The sequence below is a fragment of the Acidovorax sp. genome (assembly GCF_022763525.1).
Taxonomy (GTDB): domain Bacteria; phylum Pseudomonadota; class Gammaproteobacteria; order Burkholderiales; family Burkholderiaceae_C; genus Acidovorax.
Genome location: NZ_JALEGG010000189.1, coordinates 29,342 through 50,628 on the forward strand (window position 1 = coordinate 29,342; position 21,287 = coordinate 50,628).

The 21,287-nt window shown below is 67.3% G+C and carries 23 protein-coding genes and 1 pseudogene; 8 read left to right on the forward strand and 16 right to left on the reverse strand.

Annotated elements, in window-relative coordinates; translation table 11 throughout:
* Window positions 1–42 precede the first annotated feature (42 nt).
* The 3 genes from MRY84_RS14440 (at window position 43) to queA (ending at window position 3,613) form a co-directional block, all read left to right on the forward strand.
* Complete coding sequence (locus MRY84_RS14440) at window positions 43–1,323, forward strand: HD-GYP domain-containing protein (protein WP_291506398.1); 1,281 nt, start codon at window positions 43–45, stop codon at window positions 1,321–1,323.
* A 50-nt stretch (window positions 1,324–1,373) separates the two neighbouring features.
* On the forward strand, window positions 1,374–2,348 hold the full coding sequence (locus tag MRY84_RS14445) for a 1-phosphofructokinase family hexose kinase (RefSeq protein ID WP_291506421.1): 975 nt from the start codon (window positions 1,374–1,376) through the stop codon (window positions 2,346–2,348).
* 113 nt (window positions 2,349–2,461) lie between these two features.
* Window positions 2,462–3,613: a tRNA preQ1(34) S-adenosylmethionine ribosyltransferase-isomerase QueA gene (queA, locus tag MRY84_RS14450; RefSeq protein WP_291506399.1), complete on the forward strand. Its 1,152-nt coding sequence runs from the start codon at window positions 2,462–2,464 to the stop codon at window positions 3,611–3,613.
* 18 nt (window positions 3,614–3,631) lie between these two features.
* Here the strand turns inward: queA and MRY84_RS14455 are convergent, their stop codons facing one another.
* The 3 genes from MRY84_RS14455 to MRY84_RS14465 all read right to left on the reverse strand — a co-directional run bounded on the left by MRY84_RS14455 (window position 3,632) and on the right by MRY84_RS14465 (window position 5,183).
* Complete coding sequence (locus tag MRY84_RS14455; protein ID WP_291506400.1) at window positions 3,632–4,195, reverse strand: hypothetical protein; 564 nt, start codon at window positions 4,193–4,195, stop codon at window positions 3,632–3,634.
* Between the two features lie 127 nt (window positions 4,196–4,322).
* Window positions 4,323–4,562, reverse strand: a complete 240-nt coding sequence (locus tag MRY84_RS14460; protein ID WP_291506401.1) for a helix-turn-helix transcriptional regulator — start codon at window positions 4,560–4,562, stop codon at window positions 4,323–4,325.
* 18 nt (window positions 4,563–4,580) lie between these two features.
* Window positions 4,581–5,183, reverse strand: a complete 603-nt coding sequence (locus tag MRY84_RS14465) for a DUF2975 domain-containing protein (protein ID WP_291506402.1) — start codon at window positions 5,181–5,183, stop codon at window positions 4,581–4,583.
* 127 nt (window positions 5,184–5,310) lie between these two features.
* On the opposite strand from MRY84_RS14465, the gene MRY84_RS14470 reads away from it, so the two are divergent.
* A complete protein-coding gene (locus MRY84_RS14470) occupies window positions 5,311–5,928 on the forward strand; it encodes a hypothetical protein (RefSeq protein WP_291506403.1) in 618 nt (205 codons plus the stop codon).
* A gap of 199 nt (window positions 5,929–6,127) precedes the next feature.
* Here MRY84_RS14470 and MRY84_RS14475 read toward each other — a convergent pair whose 3' ends face one another.
* From MRY84_RS14475 to trpE, 9 genes are all read right to left on the reverse strand, one after another.
* The gene (locus tag MRY84_RS14475) at window positions 6,128–6,844 is read right to left on the reverse strand and encodes a uracil-DNA glycosylase (protein WP_291506404.1); all 717 of its coding nucleotides are present in this window, start codon (window positions 6,842–6,844) and stop codon (window positions 6,128–6,130) included.
* Window positions 6,845–6,909: 65 nt separating this feature from the next.
* On the reverse strand, window positions 6,910–7,713 hold the full coding sequence (gene trpC, locus MRY84_RS14480) for an indole-3-glycerol phosphate synthase TrpC (protein ID WP_291506405.1): 804 nt from the start codon (window positions 7,711–7,713) through the stop codon (window positions 6,910–6,912).
* A gap of 31 nt (window positions 7,714–7,744) precedes the next feature.
* Window positions 7,745–8,389 (reverse strand): hypothetical protein, encoded by a 645-nt coding sequence (locus MRY84_RS14485; RefSeq protein ID WP_291506406.1) that lies wholly within the window; start codon window positions 8,387–8,389, stop codon window positions 7,745–7,747.
* Window positions 8,390–8,428: 39 nt separating this feature from the next.
* Window positions 8,429–9,463, reverse strand: a complete 1,035-nt coding sequence (gene trpD / locus MRY84_RS14490; RefSeq protein ID WP_291506407.1) for an anthranilate phosphoribosyltransferase — start codon at window positions 9,461–9,463, stop codon at window positions 8,429–8,431.
* Between the two features lie 23 nt (window positions 9,464–9,486).
* Window positions 9,487–10,152, reverse strand: a complete 666-nt coding sequence (locus tag MRY84_RS14495; protein ID WP_291506408.1) for a LysE family translocator — start codon at window positions 10,150–10,152, stop codon at window positions 9,487–9,489.
* A gap of 8 nt (window positions 10,153–10,160) precedes the next feature.
* Window positions 10,161–10,667: a DinB family protein gene (locus tag MRY84_RS14500; RefSeq protein WP_291506409.1), complete on the reverse strand. Its 507-nt coding sequence runs from the start codon at window positions 10,665–10,667 to the stop codon at window positions 10,161–10,163.
* Complete coding sequence (locus MRY84_RS14505) at window positions 10,664–11,251, reverse strand: aminodeoxychorismate/anthranilate synthase component II (RefSeq protein WP_291506410.1); 588 nt, start codon at window positions 11,249–11,251, stop codon at window positions 10,664–10,666. The genes MRY84_RS14500 and MRY84_RS14505 overlap by 4 nt, the downstream gene beginning before the upstream one ends.
* Window positions 11,248–11,583 carry a chorismate mutase gene (locus tag MRY84_RS14510; RefSeq protein WP_291506411.1) on the reverse strand — a complete coding sequence of 112 codons (336 nt, stop codon included), beginning with the start codon at window positions 11,581–11,583 and terminating at the stop codon, window positions 11,248–11,250. The genes MRY84_RS14505 and MRY84_RS14510 overlap by 4 nt, the downstream gene beginning before the upstream one ends.
* Window positions 11,580–13,079 carry an anthranilate synthase component I gene (trpE, locus tag MRY84_RS14515; protein ID WP_291506412.1) on the reverse strand — a complete coding sequence of 500 codons (1,500 nt, stop codon included), beginning with the start codon at window positions 13,077–13,079 and terminating at the stop codon, window positions 11,580–11,582. The genes MRY84_RS14510 and trpE overlap by 4 nt, the downstream gene beginning before the upstream one ends.
* 382 nt (window positions 13,080–13,461) lie before the next feature.
* On the opposite strand from trpE, the gene MRY84_RS14520 reads away from it, so the two are divergent.
* Both MRY84_RS14520 and MRY84_RS14525 read left to right on the forward strand, forming a co-directional pair.
* Window positions 13,462–14,049 (forward strand): chalcone isomerase family protein, encoded by a 588-nt coding sequence (locus MRY84_RS14520; RefSeq protein ID WP_291506413.1) that lies wholly within the window; start codon window positions 13,462–13,464, stop codon window positions 14,047–14,049.
* A gap of 252 nt (window positions 14,050–14,301) precedes the next feature.
* Window positions 14,302–15,912, forward strand: coding sequence for a methyl-accepting chemotaxis protein (locus MRY84_RS14525; protein ID WP_291506414.1), 1,611 nt, complete (start codon window positions 14,302–14,304; stop codon window positions 15,910–15,912).
* A 51-nt stretch (window positions 15,913–15,963) separates the two neighbouring features.
* Here MRY84_RS14525 and gph read toward each other — a convergent pair whose 3' ends face one another.
* The 4 genes from gph to MRY84_RS14545 form a co-directional block, all read right to left on the reverse strand.
* Window positions 15,964–16,665, reverse strand: coding sequence for a phosphoglycolate phosphatase (gene gph / locus MRY84_RS14530; protein WP_291506415.1), 702 nt, complete (start codon window positions 16,663–16,665; stop codon window positions 15,964–15,966).
* An 83-nt stretch (window positions 16,666–16,748) separates the two neighbouring features.
* Window positions 16,749–17,048 (reverse strand): putative quinol monooxygenase, encoded by a 300-nt coding sequence (locus MRY84_RS14535; protein WP_291506416.1) that lies wholly within the window; start codon window positions 17,046–17,048, stop codon window positions 16,749–16,751.
* A gap of 51 nt (window positions 17,049–17,099) precedes the next feature.
* Complete coding sequence (locus MRY84_RS14540; RefSeq protein ID WP_291506417.1) at window positions 17,100–18,623, reverse strand: hypothetical protein; 1,524 nt, start codon at window positions 18,621–18,623, stop codon at window positions 17,100–17,102.
* 2 nt (window positions 18,624–18,625) lie between these two features.
* Window positions 18,626–19,963, reverse strand: a complete 1,338-nt coding sequence (locus MRY84_RS14545) for an SPFH domain-containing protein (protein ID WP_291506418.1) — start codon at window positions 19,961–19,963, stop codon at window positions 18,626–18,628.
* A gap of 232 nt (window positions 19,964–20,195) precedes the next feature.
* Between MRY84_RS14545 and MRY84_RS14550 the strand changes: the two genes are divergently transcribed.
* Together MRY84_RS14550 and MRY84_RS14555 are read left to right on the forward strand one after the other, a co-directional pair.
* On the forward strand, window positions 20,196–20,915 hold the full coding sequence (locus tag MRY84_RS14550; RefSeq protein ID WP_291506419.1) for a response regulator: 720 nt from the start codon (window positions 20,196–20,198) through the stop codon (window positions 20,913–20,915).
* A pseudogene (locus tag MRY84_RS14555) lies at window positions 20,912–21,287 on the forward strand (sensor histidine kinase); the annotation flags it as partial. The gene MRY84_RS14550 and the pseudogene MRY84_RS14555, both read left to right, overlap by 4 nt.

The following is a 21,287-nucleotide window of genomic DNA, read 5'->3' on the forward strand; positions in this document are numbered from 1 at the left end:
TTGCTCCGGTAGCACATTGGCTTACTCTCCAGGTATTTAGTCATGCTCAAGCGCATCCACGTCCGACACCTTACCCTGGGCATGTACCTCCACGAGTTTTGCGGTTCGTGGATGGATCACCCGTTTTGGCGGGCCAAGTTCCTGCTCAAAGACCCCAAGGACCTCGAACGCATCCAGTCCACCGCCATTCAGGAATGCTGGATCGATACATCCAAGGGCCTGGATGTGGCCGCCGGCACGGCATCCAAGTCGCGCGAGGAGGTGGACGCGCAGATCGCTACCGACTTCAGCCTGCTGGAAAACCTGCCCCCCCTGCGCGTCACGCTGCCGCCACCACCGCCTCCGCCCGTGCGGGACCACACGCCCGCCGACATGGGGACCGAGTTACGGCGGGCCGCGGCCATCTGCGGCAAAGCCAAGCAGGCCGTGGTGTCGATGTTCCACGAGGCCCGGATGGGCCGCGCCGTCGACTCGGTGGGCGCGCAGCACCTGGTCGAAGAGATTTCCGATTCGGTCACCCGCAACCCCGGGGCGCTGATCAGCCTGGCGCGCCTGAAAACGGCGGACGACTACACCTACATGCATTCGGTGGCGGTGTGCGCGCTCATGGTGGCACTGGCGCGGCAACTGCGGCTCAACGACGAGCAGACGCGCCTAGCGGGCATGGCCGGCCTGTTGCACGACCTGGGCAAGGCGGCCATCCCCCTGGCGGTGCTGAACAAGCCGGGCAAGCTGACCGACGCAGAATTCAACGTCGTGCGCAGCCACCCGGTGGAGGGCTACCACATGCTCAAGGAGGGCGGAAAACTGCCCGACGCCGTGCTGGACGCCTGCCTGCACCACCACGAGAAGATCGACGGCTCGGGCTACCCCGACAAGCTCCAGGGCGAGGGCATCAGCGTGATCGCACGCATGGCGGCCATCTGCGACGTGTACGACGCCATCACCTCCGACCGCCCCTACAAGCGTGGCTGGGATCCGTCCGAGTCGCTGCGGCGCATGGCCGAATGGACCAGCGACCATTTCGACCAGCGCCTGTTCCAGGCGTTCGTCAAGAGCATCGGCATCTACCCGGTGGGCTCGATGGTGCGGCTGACCTCGGGGCGCATCGGCGTAGTGACGCAGCAGGCACCCACGGCCCTGACGACGCCGCAGGTGACGGTGTTCTATTCGACCAAGTCCGACCTGCGCATTCCACCGGAGGTGGTGGACCTTGCCGCGCCGGGCTGCACCGAGAAAATCGTGGCGCGTGAAGACCCCGACAAATGGCGCTTCCCGGACTTCGATGAGCTCTGGTCCGGCTTTGCAGACAGGCCTTGGTAGTGGGCTCTTAGAGCCTGTCTACGATCCCCCCGATGGTAGGCTTTGCTGCCATGCCCGCTTTCATCACCCTCACCCTCAACCCAGCGCTCGACCTGAGCACCGCCACCGAACGCCTGCAGCCCACGCACAAGCTGCGTTGCGGCACCGCGCTGCGGTTTGCCGGCGGCGGGGGCATCAACGTAGCCCGGGTGTTGCACCGCCTGGGAGCCGATGTGCAGGCATGGGGCCTGGCTGGCGGCGTGGCCGGCGCGCAGGTCGCGGACCTGCTGGCCGCGGAAGGCGTGCCCACCCGGTTCCTGCCCATCGCGGGCGATACGCGCGAGAACTTCTCGGTGCTGGAAACCGCCACAGGCCAGGAGTTTCGCTTCGTGCTGCCCGGCCCTAGCGTGCAACCCGCCGAGTGGCAGGATTGCGTGGCCCAGCTGAGCCAGCAAACGCAAGGCTCGCCCCACGGGGCGGCGCCGCGCTGGCTGGTGGCCAGCGGCAGCCTGCCGCCCGGCGTGCCCGACGACATCTACGCCCAGCTCGCGCGCGCCGTGGGCGGGCCGGGCGTGCGCCTGGCCGTCGACACCTCGGGCGCCGCGCTGTCGGCCGCGCTGCAGGCAGGCGTGGCGGTGGTCAAGCCCAGCCTGCGCGAGTTGCGCGAGCTCGTCCAGCAGCCGCTTGCGCGCGCAGCCGACTGGTGCGCCGCAGCCCATTCGCTGGTGACCAGCGGCGCTGCCGAGGTCGTGGCCCTGTCGGTGGGCGAAGACGGCGCCGTGCTCGCGACCCGCGACGGCGTGTGGCAGGCCCCCGCCGTGCCGGTGCCCGTCGCCACTGGTACGACCGGGGCCGGCGACTGTTTTCTGGCAGCCCTGCTCTGGGCGCTGGACGACGGCCAACCCGCACCCGACGCGCTGCGGTGGGGCGTGGCCGCAGGCGCGGCTGCCCTGTTGTCGCCCGGCACTGCACTGGCGCATGCCGCCGACGTGAAGCGGATCGTGGCGAGCGTGCCGCCACCGGTAGCGCACGCGCTGTCTGCCTGATGGCTTCTCTGACTACCACCGAAACCCGCTGACCAGGCGGTGGCAGGGCCTGCATGGGACAATCTGGGCTTCTTTTTCAACTTGGCACGGGCCCGTTCGGCCCTCAAGCACCCATGACCGATCTGTCCCACGGCGCGCCCGGCGCCGTCCCCGCACCACATTCCACGCGGGCATTCACCCTCAGCGATTTCGATTTTTCGCTGCCCCCCGAACTCATCGCCCAGCACCCCGCCGCCGAACGCAGCGCCTCACGCCTGCTGGATGGCCGCGCCATCGAGCCCGTGGACCGCATCTTCCGCGACCTGCCCGGGCTGCTGCGTGAAGGCGACCTGCTGGTGTTCAACGACACCCGCGTGGTCAAGGCGCGCATCTTTGGCGAGAAGGCCAGCGGCGGCAAGCTGGAGCTGCTGATCGAGCGTGTCTTGCCGGCAGAGGCTGGCAATCCCGGCAATGAAGTCGTGGCCCACATGAAGGTCAGCAAGAAACCCCTGCCTGGCAGCACGGTGCACATGGCCGGCGGGCGCCACGCGGGCGGGTTCGACGCCACGTTGCTCTCGCGCTGGCCTACGGAAGACGGCCCTCTGTTCCGCTTTGCGCTGCACGGCCCGGCGGGCGAATCGCCGTGGGAGCTGATGGAGCGCCACGGCCACCTGCCGCTGCCGCCCTACATCGAACGCCAGCAGAACGCCGACCACGACCCCGACGCGGCCGAAGACAGCGAGCGCTACCAGACCGTGTTTGCGCGCGCCCCTGGCGCCGTGGCCGCCCCCACCGCCGCGCTGCACTTTGACGACGGCGTGCTGGCCGACCTGGCCGCGCGCGGCATCGAGCGCGCCAGTGTCACGCTGCATGTGGGCGCTGGCACTTTCCAGCCTGTGAAGACCGAGAACCTGGCCGAGCACCAGATGCACAGCGAGTGGTACGAAGTGCCGCTGGCCACCCTGGCCGCCCTGGAACGCTGCCGCCAGCGCGGTGGGCGCGTGGTGGCCGTGGGCACGACCACCGTGCGCACACTCGAATCCTGGGCACGTTCGGGCCAAGCCACGGGCGACACCAACATCTTCATCACGCCGGGCTTCGCCTTCCAGGTGGTGGATCTGCTGATCACGAATTTCCATCTTCCCAAGAGCACCTTGATGATGCTGGTGAGCGCCTTTGCAGGCTATGCGCACGCCATGGGCCTGTACCGCCACGCGATTGCGCAGCAGTACCGCTTCTTCAGCTATGGCGACGCCATGCTGCTGGAGCGCAGCACTACGCGTTGACCAGGCTGGCGCGCCGCATCACGGGCAATTGGTCACCGGCGCCAGCCGAGGACCGGCACCGATTTCGGGCAGGCGGTTGGCCGACGGCACACGCACGCAATACGCGCCGGCAGGCCCCTGGACGCGGGAGACACGGCTGCCGTCACCGCCCACTGACTCGTGCACCGAGACGCCCTCCCCCAGGCGCACGCCAGATACCGGCGCCTCGCGCTGCGGCACCAGGGCCTCTGCTGCGGGGGTGCCGTGGCGCCGCTGCCAGGTGCGCTCCCGCTGCAGGACCCGGGCGATGCCTTCGGAGTCCCAGGGTACTGGCGTGGGCTGCGGGCTCGAGGCGCCAGGCCGGGGTTGCGCCGCCACGCCGGGCAGGGGTGTCGCGCTGTGTTCCGCGGCCCCGCTCGGCGCCGCCTCCGTGACTCCGCTGGGCGCCTGCACGGCGATCGCCGGGGCAGTCCGTTCCGCCAGGGCCGCGCGTGGCGCTGCAGCACGGAGCGGCGTCGGGGTGGTCGGTCGCTCCGGTGCCCGCGCAGGAGCCTCCGGCACGACCTCCACCCACTGCATCGCCTTCTCGACGGGCGGGGGCATGCACGGCAGGCGCCCCCCTATCTTTACGCCCACGGTGATCAGCGCCGCATGCAGGAGCAAGGACAGCGCGACGGCCAAGCCCAGGCGCCAGCGGCTTGAACGGCCCCGCAGATCGAACCGCAACGGCTCACGCCCCGATCTCGCTGGCCGGCTCCTCCCCCTCCTGCGGCACCCAGGCCAGCAGGTCGCCCGGCTGGCACTGCAGGTAGTCGCAGATGGCCGACAGCGTTTCGAAACGCACGCCCTTGACCTTGCCGCTCTTGAGCAGGGAGAGATTGGCTTCGGTGATGCCCACATGGGCTGCCAGATCGCGCGACTTCACCTTGCGGCGCACCAGCATTTCATCCAGGGTGACAACGATGGGCATGTGACGTGACGTCCCTACTCAGACGAATGCATCGGCTTCGGCCTGCAGGCGCGAGCCCTCGGCCAGCACATGGGCCAGCAGCAGCATCATGAGGCCCACGACCAGCGTACTGACCTCGAACGAACCCACGCCCAGGGCGATCAACCCGCCGTTCTGCCCGGAGGCCAGCCACGACAGCAGCGCCGTCACGCCCATCTGGTACAGCAGCGAAGTCACGAACATCGCCAGAAAACCCCAGCCCACGCCCCGGAAGCCCCGCACGACCGCTGAACCGAACACTTCTCCCGCCAGGAAGGCACGGCAGATGCGGTGCACGCACAGCACCGTGTAGAACATGGCCGCTGCGGGAATGCACTCCAGCAGCACGCCCACCCAGCGCCACTGCGTCTCCATCGACTGGGGCGGCGTGAGCCCCACCAGTTGCGCCTGCGCTGGCACGAGCCCCACGGGCATCCAAGCACCCCAGCCGTCGGCGTGGCCGATGGCGGCCCATCGCGCCAGCGAAAGGGCCAGCGTACCCAGGGCGCAACCCCAACTGGCCAACAGCAACATCCAGGCGAGGCGCTGGAACGACGGGCTCTGCACGGGCGAGGGCGGAGCATGGAACGCGTTCTGGGTCATGAATGGGTCCGCAATAATTTTCTGTAAAACAATAATAATATACTGCTTTACGAGAAACTTTTATTGTTTTACTCCGATGCCAATTTTGCCTGCCACCCCAGGTCACCGGTGCTCCGCCAGCCGTTCCATGCGCTGGCGGGCCACTGGATGGGCCGCTGCGCTGTGCGCCGCACTGCTCGCCGCATGCGGCAGCATTCCCGTGTCTTCGCTGTGGAAGCTGCGCAATCTCCAGCTCGAAACCCTGGACCCGGCCGCCCTGCGCGCAGCGGTGGTGCACAGCCCGGCGCTGCTCGTCCAGGGCCAGTCGCTGATGCTCTCGGTGTCCGTATCACGCAAGGTGCGACGACCGGGCGGCGGCACCACCACCGAGACGCTGGCGGAAAAACTGCCCCTGCAGGAGTTGCGCACCACCGCCGAACGCAGCGCGCTGGTGGACTACGAGTCCCCCCGGACGGTGGTGCAAGTCTGGCGCATCGACCCTGCCGCCCTGCCCCGGCTGCATGCACTGCGCACCACCGCGCTGGGCTGGAAAAAAACGCCAGACGATGCAGGCCAACGTGAATTGAGCCTGGGGCTGGAACTGGCGGGCTGCGAGAAGCCGGGTCTGCAGCAGCGCACGGTGACCACCCTTCTGCGCTTTGCGGACCCCGGCGAATACATCCCTATCGTGCGCAACCTGGACCTGGCGGAGACGATGCCGCCCGAGGAGCTGAAGCAGCGGTTCCCCGCCTGCGCCCCTGGTTGAAGACGCCGCCCGCAGGCACCACCCGCGCGGCGCCCGGCCAAGGTATCAGCGGCTGAGAGTTTTTTGGCCGAGCCCGAAAGGCGCGCGAAAACGCTTCGGATCTAGGCGAAAAGCACCGCCATAGCCCGGGCTGTGGCTAGCATTTGCTTGCGGCGTCCGGAGTGTTTTGGCGTGCAGGGCGGGTTCGGACAAAAGATTCTCAGCCCTGGTGCTGCTCGCGAAACGCGCGCGCCTTGCCAAAGTGCCCGTTGCCGATGAAGGGCACTGGGGGGCGCAGCGCCGACAGGGGTGAGGGGTGGTTGGATGTGAGCACCAGGTGTCCGCGATCTGACGGAATGAAGGCCCGCTTGCTCTGCGCATGCGAGCCCCATAGCATGAACACCACCGGCCGCGGGCCTTCGGCCACGTGGCGGATCACGGCATCGGTGAGCTGCTCCCAGCCTTTGCCCGCATGGCTGGCCGGCAGACCCTCTTCCACCGTGAGGCAGGTGTTGAGCAACAGCACGCCATTGCGGGCCCACTTCACCAGGCTTCCGCCGGGCTCGGGGAACGGCGGAAACGGCGTGCCCAGGTCGCGCTGCATTTCCTTGAAGATGTTCTGCAGCGACGGCGGCAGGCGCACGCCCGGCGCCACCGAGAAGGCCAGCCCCTCGGCCTGGCCCCGGCCGTGGTAAGGGTCCTGGCCCAGGATGACCACGCGCAGCTGATCGGGCGGCGTGAGGCTCAGCGCCCGCAGCGGCTGCGGGGGGAAGATCACGGCCCCCGCCTGCAGCCGCGCCTGCAGGAACGCGAGCAGGGCCTGCCCCCGTTCACCCGCAAAGAACGCATCGATCAACGGCTGCCAGCCGGGCGCCACGGGCCAGTCCGCCGGGTTAGCACTCTGGAGCTGCGTCGCAGCCTGCGAATCTGAATTCATGGTCAAAACAGGCTCCAGCGCTTGAACATCAAGCGCAAGAAGCTACATATTTAATAGCAACCAGATCAAGCAGCGAAGAGCTTGGCCAGGGCCAGGCCCGGGTCATCGGCGCGCATGAAGGCTTCACCCACCAAGAAGGCGTGCACCCCCGCGTCGCGCATCGTCTTCACATCGGCAGGTTTGAGAATGCCCGACTCGGTGACCAGCAGCCGGTCCTGCGGCACGTCTTTCAACATGGAGAGCGTCGTGTCCAGCGTGACTTCGAACGTGCGCAGGTTGCGGTTGTTGATGCCGACCAGCGGGGTTTTGAGCTTGAGCGCCCGCTCCAGTTCGGGCCGGTCGTGCACCTCCACCAGTACGGCCATGTCCAGGCTGCGCGCAATGGCCTCGAAGTCGGCCATCTGCGCGTCATCCAGGCAGGCAGCGATCAGCAGGATGGCATCGGCGCCCATGGCTCGCGATTCGTAGATCTGGTACGCATCCACCATGAAGTCCTTGCGCAGAACGGGCAGCAGGGTGCTGGCGCGGGCCTGCTTCAGGTAGTCGGGCTGGCCCTGGAAGAACTGCCGGTCGGTCAGCACCGACAGGCAGGCCGCGCTCACCTTGCCATCGCCTTCCATGTAGCTCTGGGCGATGTCGGCGGGCTCGAAGTCGGCGCGCAGCACCCCCTTGCTGGGGCTGGCCTTCTTGATCTCGGCAATCACCGCCGCCTGGCCCTTGGCGATCTTGGCGCGCAGCGCGCCTTCGAAGTCGCGCGTGAGCACGCGGCTCTCGGCGTCGGCGCGCATGGCTTCAAAGGACAGACGCTTTTTGGCTGCCGCTACTTCTTCGTGCTTGACGGCGACGATTTTGTTAAGGATGTCGGACATGGAGATTCAATAAGAAGAGTAGGGATTGTCGTCAGGAAGCCGCACCGCGCCGTCCCGTCTTTACCAGTGGTTCGCCGGAGCGGCGGATACGAAGGCGCTGCGCCAGCAGATCAACGCAAAGATCAAGCTGCTCGCGCTCTCGCTCGAACGTGCTACCGGATCCTGGCAAAGGAACTGAGGACAACTGGGCCACCGGGCCTCGCCGTACATGGCGCAGCTCCAGCGCAAATGTCGTCGCGGTGCTAGATCCACCTGTTGCATAGCAGCCTAGGCTGTATTCGTTGGGTTCGATCGCTATGGCCTCCTTGGCCGTCTGGCGCACAGGCATGAGGCGGCCTTGCGCAAAATCGACCAGCCAGCCACCGGCAGGACTGAGGCGCTCTCGCTCCATCCACCACATGGCGGCACCAGCAAGCAAGCCAGTCCCCGCGATCACGATCCACTTGACAGGGGGATCCTGGAATTCGGGCATCACAAGCAGTCGCACCCCGAGAACGAGTGCAATGACAACCACGGTCACCGTGGTCACCCACGGACTCGCTGGCTTGCTAAGTTGATCAGGCAGCAGCAGGCGGTGCGTCTGCGGCAAGGCCAGAGCGAGTGCGAGTGCGAGTTCCGTCACGCCATGCAACGGCCGATGGTCAACCTTCAAGGACCTCAACGGGTGGATCGGCATACGAGATCGCTACTCGTGATGGCGGCGCGGCACTTCGGATCAGTTCAGCGCCAGCGCGTGCGTACGGCTCACCACCTGCTCCAGCTTGGCCAGCGCGGCGCCCGACGCAATCGCGGCACGGGCCTTGGCCAAGCCCGCAGGCACCGAATCGACCACATTGGCGGCATACAGTGCCACACCGGCGTTCAGGCACACGATGTCTTGCGCGGCGCCAGGCTCACCCTTGAGCACGCCGATCAGCATCTCGCGCGACTGCTCAGGCGTTTCGACCTTGAGCGCGCGGTTGCTCGCCATCGGCAGGCCGAAGTCCTCGGGGTGGATTTCGTACTCGGTGATCTGGCCGTTTTTCAACTCCCCCACCAAAGTGGCAGCGCCCAGGCTGACTTCGTCCATGCCATCACGGCCGTACACCACCAGCGCGTGCTCGGCGCCCAGGCGCTGCAGCGCGCGCACCTGAATACCAACGAGGTCGGGGTGGAACACCCCCATGAGGATGTTGGGTGCTCCGGCCGGGTTGGTCAGCGGGCCCAGGATGTTGAAGATGGTGCGCACGCCCAGCTCCTTGCGCACGGGTGCCACGTTCTTCATGGCCGGATGGTGGTTGGGCGCGAACATGAAACCGATGCCCACGTCGGCAATGCACTGGGCGATCTGCTCGGGCTTGAGGTTGATGTGGATGCCCAGGGCTTCCATCACATCGGCGCTGCCGCTCTTGCTCGACACGCCGCGCCCGCCGTGTTTGCTGACCTTGGCGCCTGCGGCGGCGGCCACAAACATAGAGCAGGTGGAGATGTTGAAGGTGTTGGCACCATCGCCGCCCGTGCCCACGATGTCCACCATGTGGGTCGCGTCCTTGACGTGCACCTTGGTGCTGAACTCGCGCATCACCTGCGCGGCGGCGGTGATCTCGCCGATGGTTTCCTTCTTCACGCGCAAGCCGGTAATGATGGCTGCGGTCATGACGGGCGACAGCTCGCCATTCATGATGAGGCGCATCAGGTGCAGCATCTCATCGTGGAAGATTTCGCGGTGCTCGATGGTGCGCTGCAGCGCTTCCTGGGGGGTGATGGGCATGACGGTGTCTCCTGGAGCGGCGTTCAGGCCGCCGGTTGATCGGTAAAAGCCAGCTTGAGTCCGAAGCCGATGAACATGGCGCCGGCCACCCGGTCCAGCCAATGCATGCCGCGCTGGATCACCGTGGCACGCCGCGCCATCCATGATGCTGCCAGCGCCCATCCCACGTTGACGGGAATGGCGTTCACGTTGAACAGCACGCCCAGCAGCACAAAGGCCAGCGCCTTGTTGTCGGTGCCCGGCGCGATGAACTGCGGCACAAAGGCCAGGAAGAAGATGGCGACCTTGGGGTTGAGCACATTGGTCCAGAAGCCCCCCAGGAACACCTTGCGAAGCGGCGTGTGCGGCGCAGGGGCCGCCTGTGCAGCCGCCAGCGCGGCCGTGTTGCCACCATCAGCACCGGGCTTGGACAGCAGCATGCGCACGCCCATCCACATGAGGTAAGCCGCGCCGATCCACTTGAGCACCGTGAATGCCGTGGCCGAGGTGGCCAGCAGCGCGCCCACGCCCACGGCGGCGGCAAAGATGTGCACGAAACACCCGGCCGTGATGCCCAAGCCCGCCACGATGCCCGCGCGCGTGCCGGAACGCAGCGCGTTGGTCACGACGTAGAGCACATCGGGCCCGGGCGTGAGGTTGAGCAGCCAGCCGGCCGCGATGAACATGAGCAGTTGATGAAGTTCGGGCATGGGGGTGTCTACCAGCGTCGGTCAGGTTCCAGGCGGTGCAGGAAGGTTGTCAGCGAATCGCGCGGGGGCTGCACCGCATGCGCGGCCAGGATGCGCCCTGCCGCCCCCCGGTGGTACGTGCCATGCACGACGAGGTGGTTCAGGATCTCGCTGCGCGACATGCGTCCCGTGTCGCCGTCGGTGAAGCGGAACGCCACCGGCTCGGCCAGTTGCGCATCATCCAGCCCACCCACGTACTGCAGATACCAGTCGTCCGACGCGCGCACGGCATCGCTCAGGGTGGCCAGCTCCGGCGTTGCATCGGTGTTGGTGGCCTGGTAGGTGGTCTGGGGCAGGCCCTGCAGGTGGCTGGCAAAGATGCGGTCCACCACGTAGGTGTGGTTCAGGATGCGCACAAACAGCCGGTAGTCGTCGGCAGGCAATGCGCCCTGCGATGCCGCGCCCAGCGCCAGCAGTTCCTGGTTGGCCCACCGCTTGTACTGAAAGAGCTGGGCCAGGCCCTGAGAGGCCGTCATGCACGCTGCTCCAGAAAGTTCTTGAGCATGGCGTGGCCGTGTTCGGTGAGGATGCTTTCGGGGTGGAACTGCACGCCTTCGATCGGCAATGTCTTGTGGCGCACGCCCATGATCTCGCCATCCTCCGTCCAGGCCGTCACCTCCAGCACCTCGGGGCAGGTGGCGCGCTCGATGGCCAGCGAGTGGTAGCGGTTGACCGTGAACTTCTCCGGCAACCCCGCGAACACGCCCTTTTGTGTGGTGGTGATGACGCTGGTCTTGCCGTGCATCAGCTCCTGCGCGCGGACGATGGTGCCGCCGAACGCCGCACCGATGCTCTGGTGGCCCAAGCACACGCCCAGGATGGGCAGCTTGCCCGCAAAGTGCTGGATCGCGGCGACCGAGATACCGGCCTCGGCGGGCGAGCACGGGCCGGGCGAGATGACCAGGCGGTCGAGCTGCCCGGCGGCCAGGCGCGCCTCGATCTCGGCCACGGTGATTTCGTCGTTGCGGAACACCTCGACCTCGGCACCCAGTTCACCAAAGTACTGGACGATGTTGTAGGTGAAGCTGTCGTAGTTATCGACCATCAAGAGTTTTGTCATGCGGCGCTCCCGGCAGTGGCGGGCTCGCGCAGGCGGGCGAACTCGCGGTGTTCATAGGCAATGCAGGCTTCCATGAGGCTGCGGTAGATGGCTTCCATCACGTCGGCATCGCCGCCTTCGGCCTGGGCGCGCTCGCGCACGCGGGCCACGATGGCTTCGATGCGCGCTTCGTCGCGCACCTGTTCCACACCTTGCTTGATGCGCGCGGCCTGGGTCATGTAGCCCACGCGCTCGACCAGCAGGGGCACGAGCACATCGTCCAGCGCGTTCACCTCGCAGCGCACGTCCTGCATGGTGGTGCAGGGTTTGACCTTCTCGATCGCGCGGGTCATTCCAGCCCCTCCTCGACCAGCTCTGCGGCACGCAGCAGCGCGCGGGCCTTGTGCTCGGTCTCCTTCCACTCCAGCTCGGGTACCGAATCCGCCACCACTCCCGCAGCCGCCTGCACATAGAGCGTGCCGTTCTTGATGATGCCGGTGCGGATGGCAATGGCCACGTCCATGTCGCCCGCGTAGCTGAGATACCCGCAGGCACCGCCGTAGAGGCCACGCTTGGTGGGCTCCAGCTGGTCGATGAGCTCCATCGCGTGCACCTTGGGCGCGCCGGTGAGGGTGCCCGCCGGGAAGGTCGCCTTGAGCACGTCCATGCTGGTCATGCCTTCGTTGAGGATGCCTTCCACGTTGCTCACGATGTGCATCACGTGGCTGTAGCGCTCCACCGCAAAGGCCTCGGTCACCTTCACGGTGCCGGTTTTGGCAATGCGGCCGATGTCGTTGCGTGCCAGGTCGATCAGCATCACGTGCTCGGCGCGTTCCTTGGGATCGTTGATGAGTTCCACCTCCGTGGCCTTGTCCTTCTCGGGCGTGGCGCCGCGCGGGCGGGTGCCCGCGAGGGGACGGATGGTGACCTTGGTGCCCTCTTCGGTCTTCTCCTGGCGCACCAGAATTTCAGGGCTGGCGCCCACCACGTGGAAGTCGCCGAAGTCGTAGAAGTACATGTACGGCGACGGGTTCAGCGAGCGCAGCGCGCGGTACAGCGACAGGGGCGATTCGGTGTAGCGCTTGTGGATGCGCTGGCCCACCTGCACCTGCATGAAGTCGCCGGCAGCGATCAGTTCCTTGGCGCGCTCCACGGCAGCCAGGTAGTCGGCCTTGGCAAAGTCGCGCTGGGCGGGGTGGCTCTCGGTGGGCTTCACAACGGGCGCGCTCACCGAGTACTTGAGCTGGTCCTTCAGCTCGCGCAGGCGCTTCTTGCCCTTGGCGTAGGCCTCTGGCGCGGCGGGGTCGGCGTAGACGATGAGGTACAGCTTGCCCGAGAGGTTGTCGATGACAGCCAGCTCTTCACACTGCAGCAGCAGGATGTCGGGGCAGCCCAGGGTGTCGGGCGGGCAGGTGGTCTCCAGCTTTTTCTCGATGTAACGCACCGCGTCGTAGCCGAAGTAGCCTGCGAGTCCACCGCAAAAGCGCGGCAGGCCGGGGCGCAGGGCCACCTTGAAACGCTTTTGGTACTCGGCAATGAAGTCGAGCGGATTGCCTTCGGCGGTCTCGACCACCTGGCCGTCCGTCACCACCTCGGTTTTGGCCTGGGCTCCAAAGCCGCTGGCCCGCAGCAGCGTGCGCGCGGGCAGCCCGATGAAGCTGTAGCGGCCGAAGCGCTCGCCGCCCACCACGGATTCGAGCAGGAAGCTGTGCCGGCCGCCGTCTTTGGTGTGCGCCAGTTTCAGGTACAGCGAGAGCGGGGTTTCCAGGTCCGCAAAGGCTTCGGCCATGAGCGGAATGCGGTTGTAGCCTTCGCCGGCCAGGCTTTTGAATTCAAGTTCTGTGATCACGGGGAGAGCTCCCAGCTGTCGCAGCGCGTGGTCCGTCATTCAGAAGTTCACGGGCGCCGCGGTCCATTCAATCGGCCTCTCCGCAGAAAGAGGGAGGAGGCCACGGGTGCACGCTGGGGCGTCGTCGGCCCAGGTGCCATCAGGCGTTCAAGGCGACAGGCTGACGCCAGGGCCAGGCTCCCCGGTCGCTGCAACCTGTGATGAACACGTGATGAATGAACATGGGCCAAAGTGTAGCAAAGCTTTTTTGGCAACCCGGCACAGAAGGGGCATGACCGGTCTCGCCGCGAGATCGCACAACCGCTCGAAAACCCTGTTGCGCCCCGCCGGGGAGCGCTGCAACAATTAGAAACGAACGATCGTTCTTTTTTAGGAGTTGCGCATGAACTTCCTCCAGCGATGTGCCGCAGCGGCGGTGGCCTGCCTGTTGGCGACCAGTGCCATCGCCCAGCCCATCACGGTGGCCGACGTGAAGTACGAAGAATCGAACAGCGTGAGCGGCAGCAGCCTTCAGCTCAATGGCGCGGGGGTTCGCTACAAGGCCGTGTTCAAGGTCTACACCGCAGGCCTGTACCTGGAAAAGAAGGCCGCCACACCCGCAGAGATCATGGCCCTCAAAGGCCCCAAGCGCATGAGCATCACCATGCTGCGCGAGATCGACTCCACCGAGCTGGGCAAGCTGTTCTCGCGTGGCATGGAGGACAACATGGACCGTGCGGCGTTCTCCAAGCTCATTCCAGGTGTGCTGCGCATGAGCCAGATCTTCTCGGACCACAAGAAGCTGCAAGCGGGCGACCAGTTCACGATCGACTGGATTCCGGGGACGGGCACGGTGATCACCGTCAAGGGCAAGCCGCAGGGCGAGCCCTTCAAGGAGCCCGAATTCTTCAATGCGCTCCTGGGCATCTGGCTGGGCAATTCGCCGGCCGACTGGAAGCTCAAGGATGCCTTGCTGGGCAAGCCCGCGTAACCTCGCATCCCACCACAGCTGTCGCGCGTCCGACAGACGCACTCCCCACCCGGGAGTAGCCTCTGAGCCGGCGGACACCCCCGCCCACGCTGACGGACCCACGGCTTTTCCACTGCGCAATCCGCAGGCGGCGAGGCCCGGCATGAACCCTGCCTTTCGCGCCACCGCGCCCTCCGCCCTCCGCCATGCGCCGTCTGCTCCGGCACCCGGCACCCCACGTTCCCTAATCGAGCCCTCCGGGCCCTGCTCACCATGAACCTTCGCAACCTGTCCGTCGGCCTGCGCCTGGGCGCGTCGTTCGGCGCCATCCTGCTCATCACCGCACTGCTTGCTGCCACGGGCATGTGGCGCATTGCCAGCCTGCATGGCGCCAGCGAGCGCGTAGCCACGCAGGAGATCGAGCAGCAGACGCTGGTGGAAAACTGGGCGTCGGACATCCGCCTGAACTGGGTGCGCACCGAGGCCTTCCTCAAGGCCATCGACCGCGACTACATGGAAAAGCTCACGGCCGACACGCAGGCCACGGCCAGCGGCATCGCAGCCAAGGTCCAGCGCATTGAAAGCCTGGTGCAGGGCGACAAGAACCGCGCGCAACTGGCCGCCATCGCCGCCGCCAGCAAGGCCTACACCGACAAGCTCGCCGAGATCCGTGAGCTGCACCGTGGCGGCGAACCCAATGTGCCCGCGCTGGTGGACAAGGACCTGCGGCCGCTGGCGGACAAGTATCTCCGGTCCCTCGACGACCTGCGCACCGCCATGGCCGCACAACTGGCCGAAAGCCAGGCCGACACCGGCTCGCTGGCCCGGGCCAGCCAGGTGTTGCTGGGCGTGGGGACGCTGATTGCCGTGGCATTGGGGGCATTGCTGGCCTTCATGGTCACGCGCTCCATCGTGCAGCCCGTGCAACGTGGCCAGCAGGCGGCAGAGGCCATCGCCGGGGGCGACCTGACGCACCCCATCGAAGCCCGGGGCAGCGACGAGACAGGGCAATTGCTGCAAGCACTGGCCACCATGCAGTCCCGCCTGGCCACCATCGTCGGCAACGTGCGCCACAACGCCGAGGGCGTGGCTACGGCCAGCGTCGAAATTGCGTCGGGCAACAACGACCTCTCAGCCCGCACGGAACAGCAGGCATCGGCCCTGCAGCAGACCGCTGCGTCGATGGAGCAGCTGGGCTCGACGGTGCGCCAGAACGCCGACAGCGCGCGCATGGCGAACCAGCTCGCCATGAACGCGTCCACCGTCGCCCAGCAGGGCGGCAACGTGGTGGCCGAAGTCGTCGAAACCATGAAAGACATCAACGACAGCAGCCGCAAGATCTCCGACATCATCAGCGTCATCGATGGCATTGCGTTCCAGACCAACATCCTGGCACTCAACGCCGCGGTGGAGGCCGCGCGCGCAGGCGAGCAGGGACGGGGGTTTGCCGTGGTGGCCGGTGAAGTGCGCAGCCTAGCAGGGCGCAGCGCGGAAGCTGCCAAGGAAATCAAGGGCTTGATCGGCACCAGCGTGGAGCGGGTGGAGCGCGGCACCGCCCTGGTGGACAAGGCCGGCGCCACGATGAGCGAGGTGGTTGCCTCCATCCGCCGCGTGACCGACATCATGGGCGAGATCAGCGCCGCCAGCAGCGAGCAGAGCCAGGGCGTTTCGCAGGTGGGCGAGGCCATCACCCAGATGGACCAGGCCACCCAGCAGAACGCCGCCCTGGTGGAGCAAAGCGCCGCGGCGGCCGACAGCCTGAAGGCACAGGCGGGGCAGCTGGTACAAGCCGTGGCCGTGTTCCGGGTGCCGGGCCCGCACGTGCAGGCAGCAGGTCTGCCACTGCTCTCAAAACAAGAGCTTCCGGCGCTTGCCAACGCTTGATTTCAGGCGCCATCCAACCCTGAAACAAGAAAAAACCAGCGCAACCAGCTCCTATTTTTGGAGCAACTCTGCCAACGAATCCATCCACCCATCCGCATCCACGGCCCGCGCAGGCTGCCCGTGGTTGTAGCCGTAGGTGACCAGCACGACCGGGCAACCGGCCGCGCGCGCCGCCTGCGCGTCGTTGCTCGAATCGCCCACCATCAGCGTGCGAGCCGGGGCTGTCCCCAGCGCTTCGCAGGTCTTGACGAGGGGCAGCGGGTCGGGCTTCTTGCGCTCGAAAGCATCGCCGCCGAACACTTGCGAAAAGAAGCCGCTCAGGCCCTTGGCTTCCAGCAACGGCAGCGCAAATGCGGTGGGTTTGTTGGTCAGGCACGCCAGGCGCAGCCCGGCCGCACGCAAGGCCGCAAGCCCCTCGGCAACACCGGGGTACACCACCGCGTACTGGCCATTGATGGCCAGGTAGTGGCGCTGGTAGCTGGCCCAGGCGTCGGGATACATTGCATCAATCTTGAGAGCACGCTGCGCCTTGTCCATGGGCGGCACCACGTGATTGAGCACGGAACGCAGCAGATGCTCCGAGCCCTTGCCCACCATCGATTCGATGGCACTCGCATCGATGGGCGGCTGGCCCAGGTCCCGCAGCATGCGGTTGAGGGCCTCGCTGAAATCGCCCAGGGTGTCCACCATGGTGCCGTCGAGGTCGATGATCGCGGCATCCAGGCGGGACGGGTCTACAGGAATCAAGTTCACAACGGCCGATAAAAGTTGGGGAAGCCGCGAATGTTACGGCCCCAACGTGTGCGGGGCAGCGGCGGCGCGCGGCCGCCGCCCCGTCACCCCATGCGAACGGCTTCGGCCTGGTAGATGGCCATCTGCGGGCTGCCGTCGCAAAGCTCGGCCATGGCCTGTGCAAACTTGCGCGAGGCGTCCACCCGGAAATGGGCCTGCAGTGCGGCCATATCGCTCCACCGCTCCACGAACACGAAGCGCAGCGCCTGCTGAACGTCGCGGCTGACTTCGTGCGAAACGCACCCGGGCTCCGAGCGGGAGCGCAGGACGTGCTCCACGGCCAGCCGCTGGACCTGGGCCTGAGTGTCTTCGCGTGCGACGACGTGGCCGATGACGATGATCATGGTGTGCCTTGTGCTCGATGATGGTGACCAGCGGATTATTCGCCACCCCGTTCACCGCAGGCTCAGCGTCTGCCGCCTCCAGGCCGGATCCTGCCAGCGTTGGAACACCGGCAGGGCCGCGATGTCGCCCGTCACGCGCTCGGTGGTCAGCCCGTCCAGGCGCACCACCTCAAAGCTCTTGCGGTAGCGGCCCTGGCCCCGGGCTTCGCGGGCCACCAGCATCTGCTGGCCGCCGGGCACCCACCCGGCCCATTCGGCCACGCCGGTTTCGGGTGTGGCCGCCGCGGGGGGCAGCACGTCGGCTACCCAGCCGCCTTCGCTCTTGCGCAGCACCCACAGCTCGCGCCAGCCTTCCATCGGCTGCACGGCCAGCGCCACGGCCGTGCCTTCGCGGTTGGTGCTGGCCGATGCCGTCCACACCACGCCGTAGGTGCAGCGGCGCAGCAGCGGGACCTGGGCGCCATGCTGGGCGTCCACGAGCAACACGCAGGTTTCACCAGCGGCGCCGGGCTGGGTCAGAACCACGGGGCGATTGCTGGTGGCGGCAGTGGCAGGCAGTGCTGCAGGCACCAGGGCCCAGCGCACGGCCCCCACGCGCATGGCGGCATCGTTGTAGGCGCTCTGATCCTCGTCCGTCAGCTCCGCCTTGTTCACGCCAGAGAACTCGGTCAGCGCGCGTGCGGCAGCGGCCGCCACGGCCGGGTCGGCCCCGTTCTTGCGCGCCTGCTGGAAGGCCGTGGCCCCCCACACGCTGGCGCGACGCATCTGCACGCGGTTGCGCAGGTAGCCGGGCAGGCCGGTCACGTCCACGCGCTCCAGCACGTCGGCCTGCCAAGCGGTGACCTTGGCGCGCTCGTGCGCAGGCAGGTCGGGGTTGAGGCATTCGGGGCGTGTCAGCGCCAGGGCGGCGCGGGCACGCTGCCCGGCATCGGCCGCGGGCATGGCCAGCAGGCGGCGGAAGGCTTCGCCCTCGTAGCAGACCTGCATGCGGCCTTCGACCTCGTAGGTGGCGAAACGCACGCCGTAGCCGCTTGCCACGTCCAGGTGCGCCGACAGCATGGCGCCCGAGGCCTTGCCGGGCACGGCAGCCGAGGCGCGGCGCGCCAGCCGGTCGGCAAAGGTGCCCAGCGCATCGAAGGCCAGCGCGCCCTCCACGCCCGCCAGTGTCTGGGCCGGAGCGGCCTGCAGGTAGGCGGCCGTCAGGCCGATGCCCAGCGCCTCAGCGCCCGGCGTGTCTTGCACGAAGCGCACCACGGCCAGCAGTGCCGGCGCCTCGGTCTCGGTGAGCGCCACGCGGCGCACTTCGCTGGCGCGGATGAAGCCGCCGCGTTCGCGCTTGTGATCCCACACCTGCAGGTAGTCCAGGCGTTCGCCGCGCACTTCCAGCACTTCACCCTGCCAAAACACGGTCTGCTGCTGGGCGCCATCGCGCGGGGCAGCGCGCAGGCTGGCCTGGTCTTGCACCACGATGGCACTGCCCAGGGTGCCTGTGGGGGACGTGGGAGCGGCGTCGGCCGCCACGGTGGCTGCGGCGCTGGCCACGGCCACCACCAGGGTTGCGAGGGTGGCGTTCATGTTCATTGCTCCGTGGTGGTTGCGGTGGCGTCGTCTGCAGCCGTGGCCTGCCCCCCGGCCTGGGCGTTGCGCTGGCCGCCCAGCAGTGCGGCGCCAATGAAGTCGCCGTTGGTGGGCGGGGGCGCGATGATGACCTGGATCTTGTCCGAGAGCTTGTCGGCCAGCGTCTTCTGGATGAGCAGCGGGTGCTTGGTCACCAGCGCCCCTTCGCGCGCCATCTGCTCGGCGTTCACCTTGCCGATGCGGTCCATGCGGTAGGCCTCGGCTTCGGCCAGTTTCTGGCGGGCTTCGGCCTCGCCCGCGGCTTCGATGCGGCGGGCTTGGGCGGCACCTTCGGCGGCCTTCACGCGGGCCACGCGCTCGGCCTCGGCCTCCAGCTGGCGCTGCTCGATCTGGCGCTGCTTGAAGGGCAGCACATGCTTCATGGCTTCTTCCTGGGCCTTGGCGGCAATGACCTGCTCGCGCGCAGCGGCCTCGGCGGCCACCTCGCGGCGCACCTTCTCGGCGGTGGCGTCCAGCTCGTTTTCCTTCACGCGCTTGTCTTTCAGCTCCAGCGTGTAGCGCATCTTTTCCGAAGCCAGCTCCTCAGCCAGCAGGCTGTCCATGCCGCGGCGGTATTCGGCGGGCAGGTCCACCTTGCCGATCTGCACGCTGCGCAAGGTCACGCCGTCCGCAGCCAGTCGGGCACGCAGTTCGGTTTCGATGGTCTGCGCAATCTCGGCACGCTTGGACGAGAAGATCTCCCGCACCGTGTAGCGGGCAAACACCTTGTAGACCAGGCCCTGCACCGCTGGCTCCACGATGTCGGCCCCCACGTTGTCGGGCAGGTTGCCGCTGCGCACGGCGGGCGAGTTGGGGTCGAGGGCGTAGCGCACGCTCAGGTCCAGGCCCAGCGAGAGGCCTTCCACCGACTGCAGCGGCGCGCTGCCGTTGGCCTGGCGCATCGCCTCGGGGCGGTAGCTCTGGTCGCGTAGCGAAAAGACACGCACGGTGTGCAGACCCGGCACCACCCACACGCCGCCATCGCGCCACAGGCTCACCGAGCCGGTGAACTGGTTCATGCGCACGCCCAGGTCGCCCTGCGCCAGGTGCTGCACCGGCGGGTTGCGATACACCATCAGGCCCGCTGCCGCCACCACGGTGCCCGCGGCCAGCCAGCGCACGGTGCGGGCCGTGGGCAGGAGGTAGGCCCAGTTCAGGGGCGCTGCCGGGGCGGTGTCCACTGCGGCCGTGCCTTTTTGCAGGTCAGCATCCATCACGGGCTCTGCGCCGGTCTCGGGCAAAGAGGTGGAGGAGCGGCCCTTCAGGGTCTGCACGATGCGGTTCCAGGTGGCTTTCATGGTGTTTCTCTCTCTCGGGTTGGTTCGGTGTTGTTGTCGGTCTCTGGGCCGCCGCCATGGCAGGCTCATTGGGGACCGATTGTTCGAATCCACCCCGGAAGCAACAACGCGGCGCGCAGCCCAAACGCCTCACGCCGGCCGCGCGAACGTTCCGTGCCCGGAAGAAAAACTCACACCGCCAGTCCTGGGCGGCCGGGATAATCCGCCCACCCCCACTGCCCCGCCCTCCGCCATGACCCGCATCGCCGTGATCGAAGACGACCTGCCCACCAGCAACCAGCTGGCCGGCTGGATTGCCAGCGCCCGCAGCGGCATCGTGATCGACCAGTGGTTCACCCGCGACGACGCCGAGGCCGCCCTGGCGCGCGAGCACTACGACGCCGTGGTGCTCGACATCGAGCTGGGCCGCGAGCGCCATGCAGGCGTGGCGCTGATCAACGCGATCAACAAGCGCCGCCAGGGCACGCCCGTGCTGGTGGTGTCGGCCATGCCGGCAGCCATCTACCGCAGCATCATGAAAGCGCTGGACGCGTGGGACTACCTGCAGAAAACCACGTTCGAGGAGTCCGACTTCATCGAGACCTTCCTGGACATCCTGCGCACTGCCACCCCCGTGTCCGCAGCGCCGGCTGCTCCCGCGGGCGACGCCCTGGTGCTGGACCCGCTGTGGCAGCGCAGCCCCACCTGGCGCGGCGAGCGCATCAACCTGCCGTTGACGGCCCAGCGCATCCTGGCCACGCTGCACCAGCGCAGCGGCGAAGTGGTCTCGTACGACGAGCTGTTCGAGGTGGTGAAAAGCGGGCGCAACCGCGACAACGTGCGCAAGCATGTGAGCACCATCCGGGAGGCGCTGCGTGAAGTGGACCCGAGCTTTGAAGGCATCGAGAACGTGCCGATGCGCGGATTCCGGTGGGTGGGCTTGCCCGCCTCGGCGGGCAGCAAGCGCCCATGAAACGCCTGCTGCGCCCCGCGCTGGAAATACCGCGCCTGGAGATGCCCCGCCTGGGCCTGCCCGCATTCCGCCTGCGCATCCTCGTGCGCGGGGTGTTCCTGCTGCTGGCCGTGGCCACCCTGGCGCTCAGCGTGGTGCTGCTCAAGGAAGAAAAGGAGCGCGCCTGGCAGAGTTACCAGCATGGCTTCGAGCGCAGCCAGGCCGAGGTGATGGCGCGGCTGCGCCACCCTTCGGGCCAACTGGCGCTGCTCAACGCGCACCTGCAGGGCCAGGCCGCCACGCCGCTGGCGCCGCTGTTGCTGCCGTATTCGGCCATCGACTTCGACGACCAGAACAAGGCCCAGCAGGCGGTGGAGATGACGGGCTGCTCCG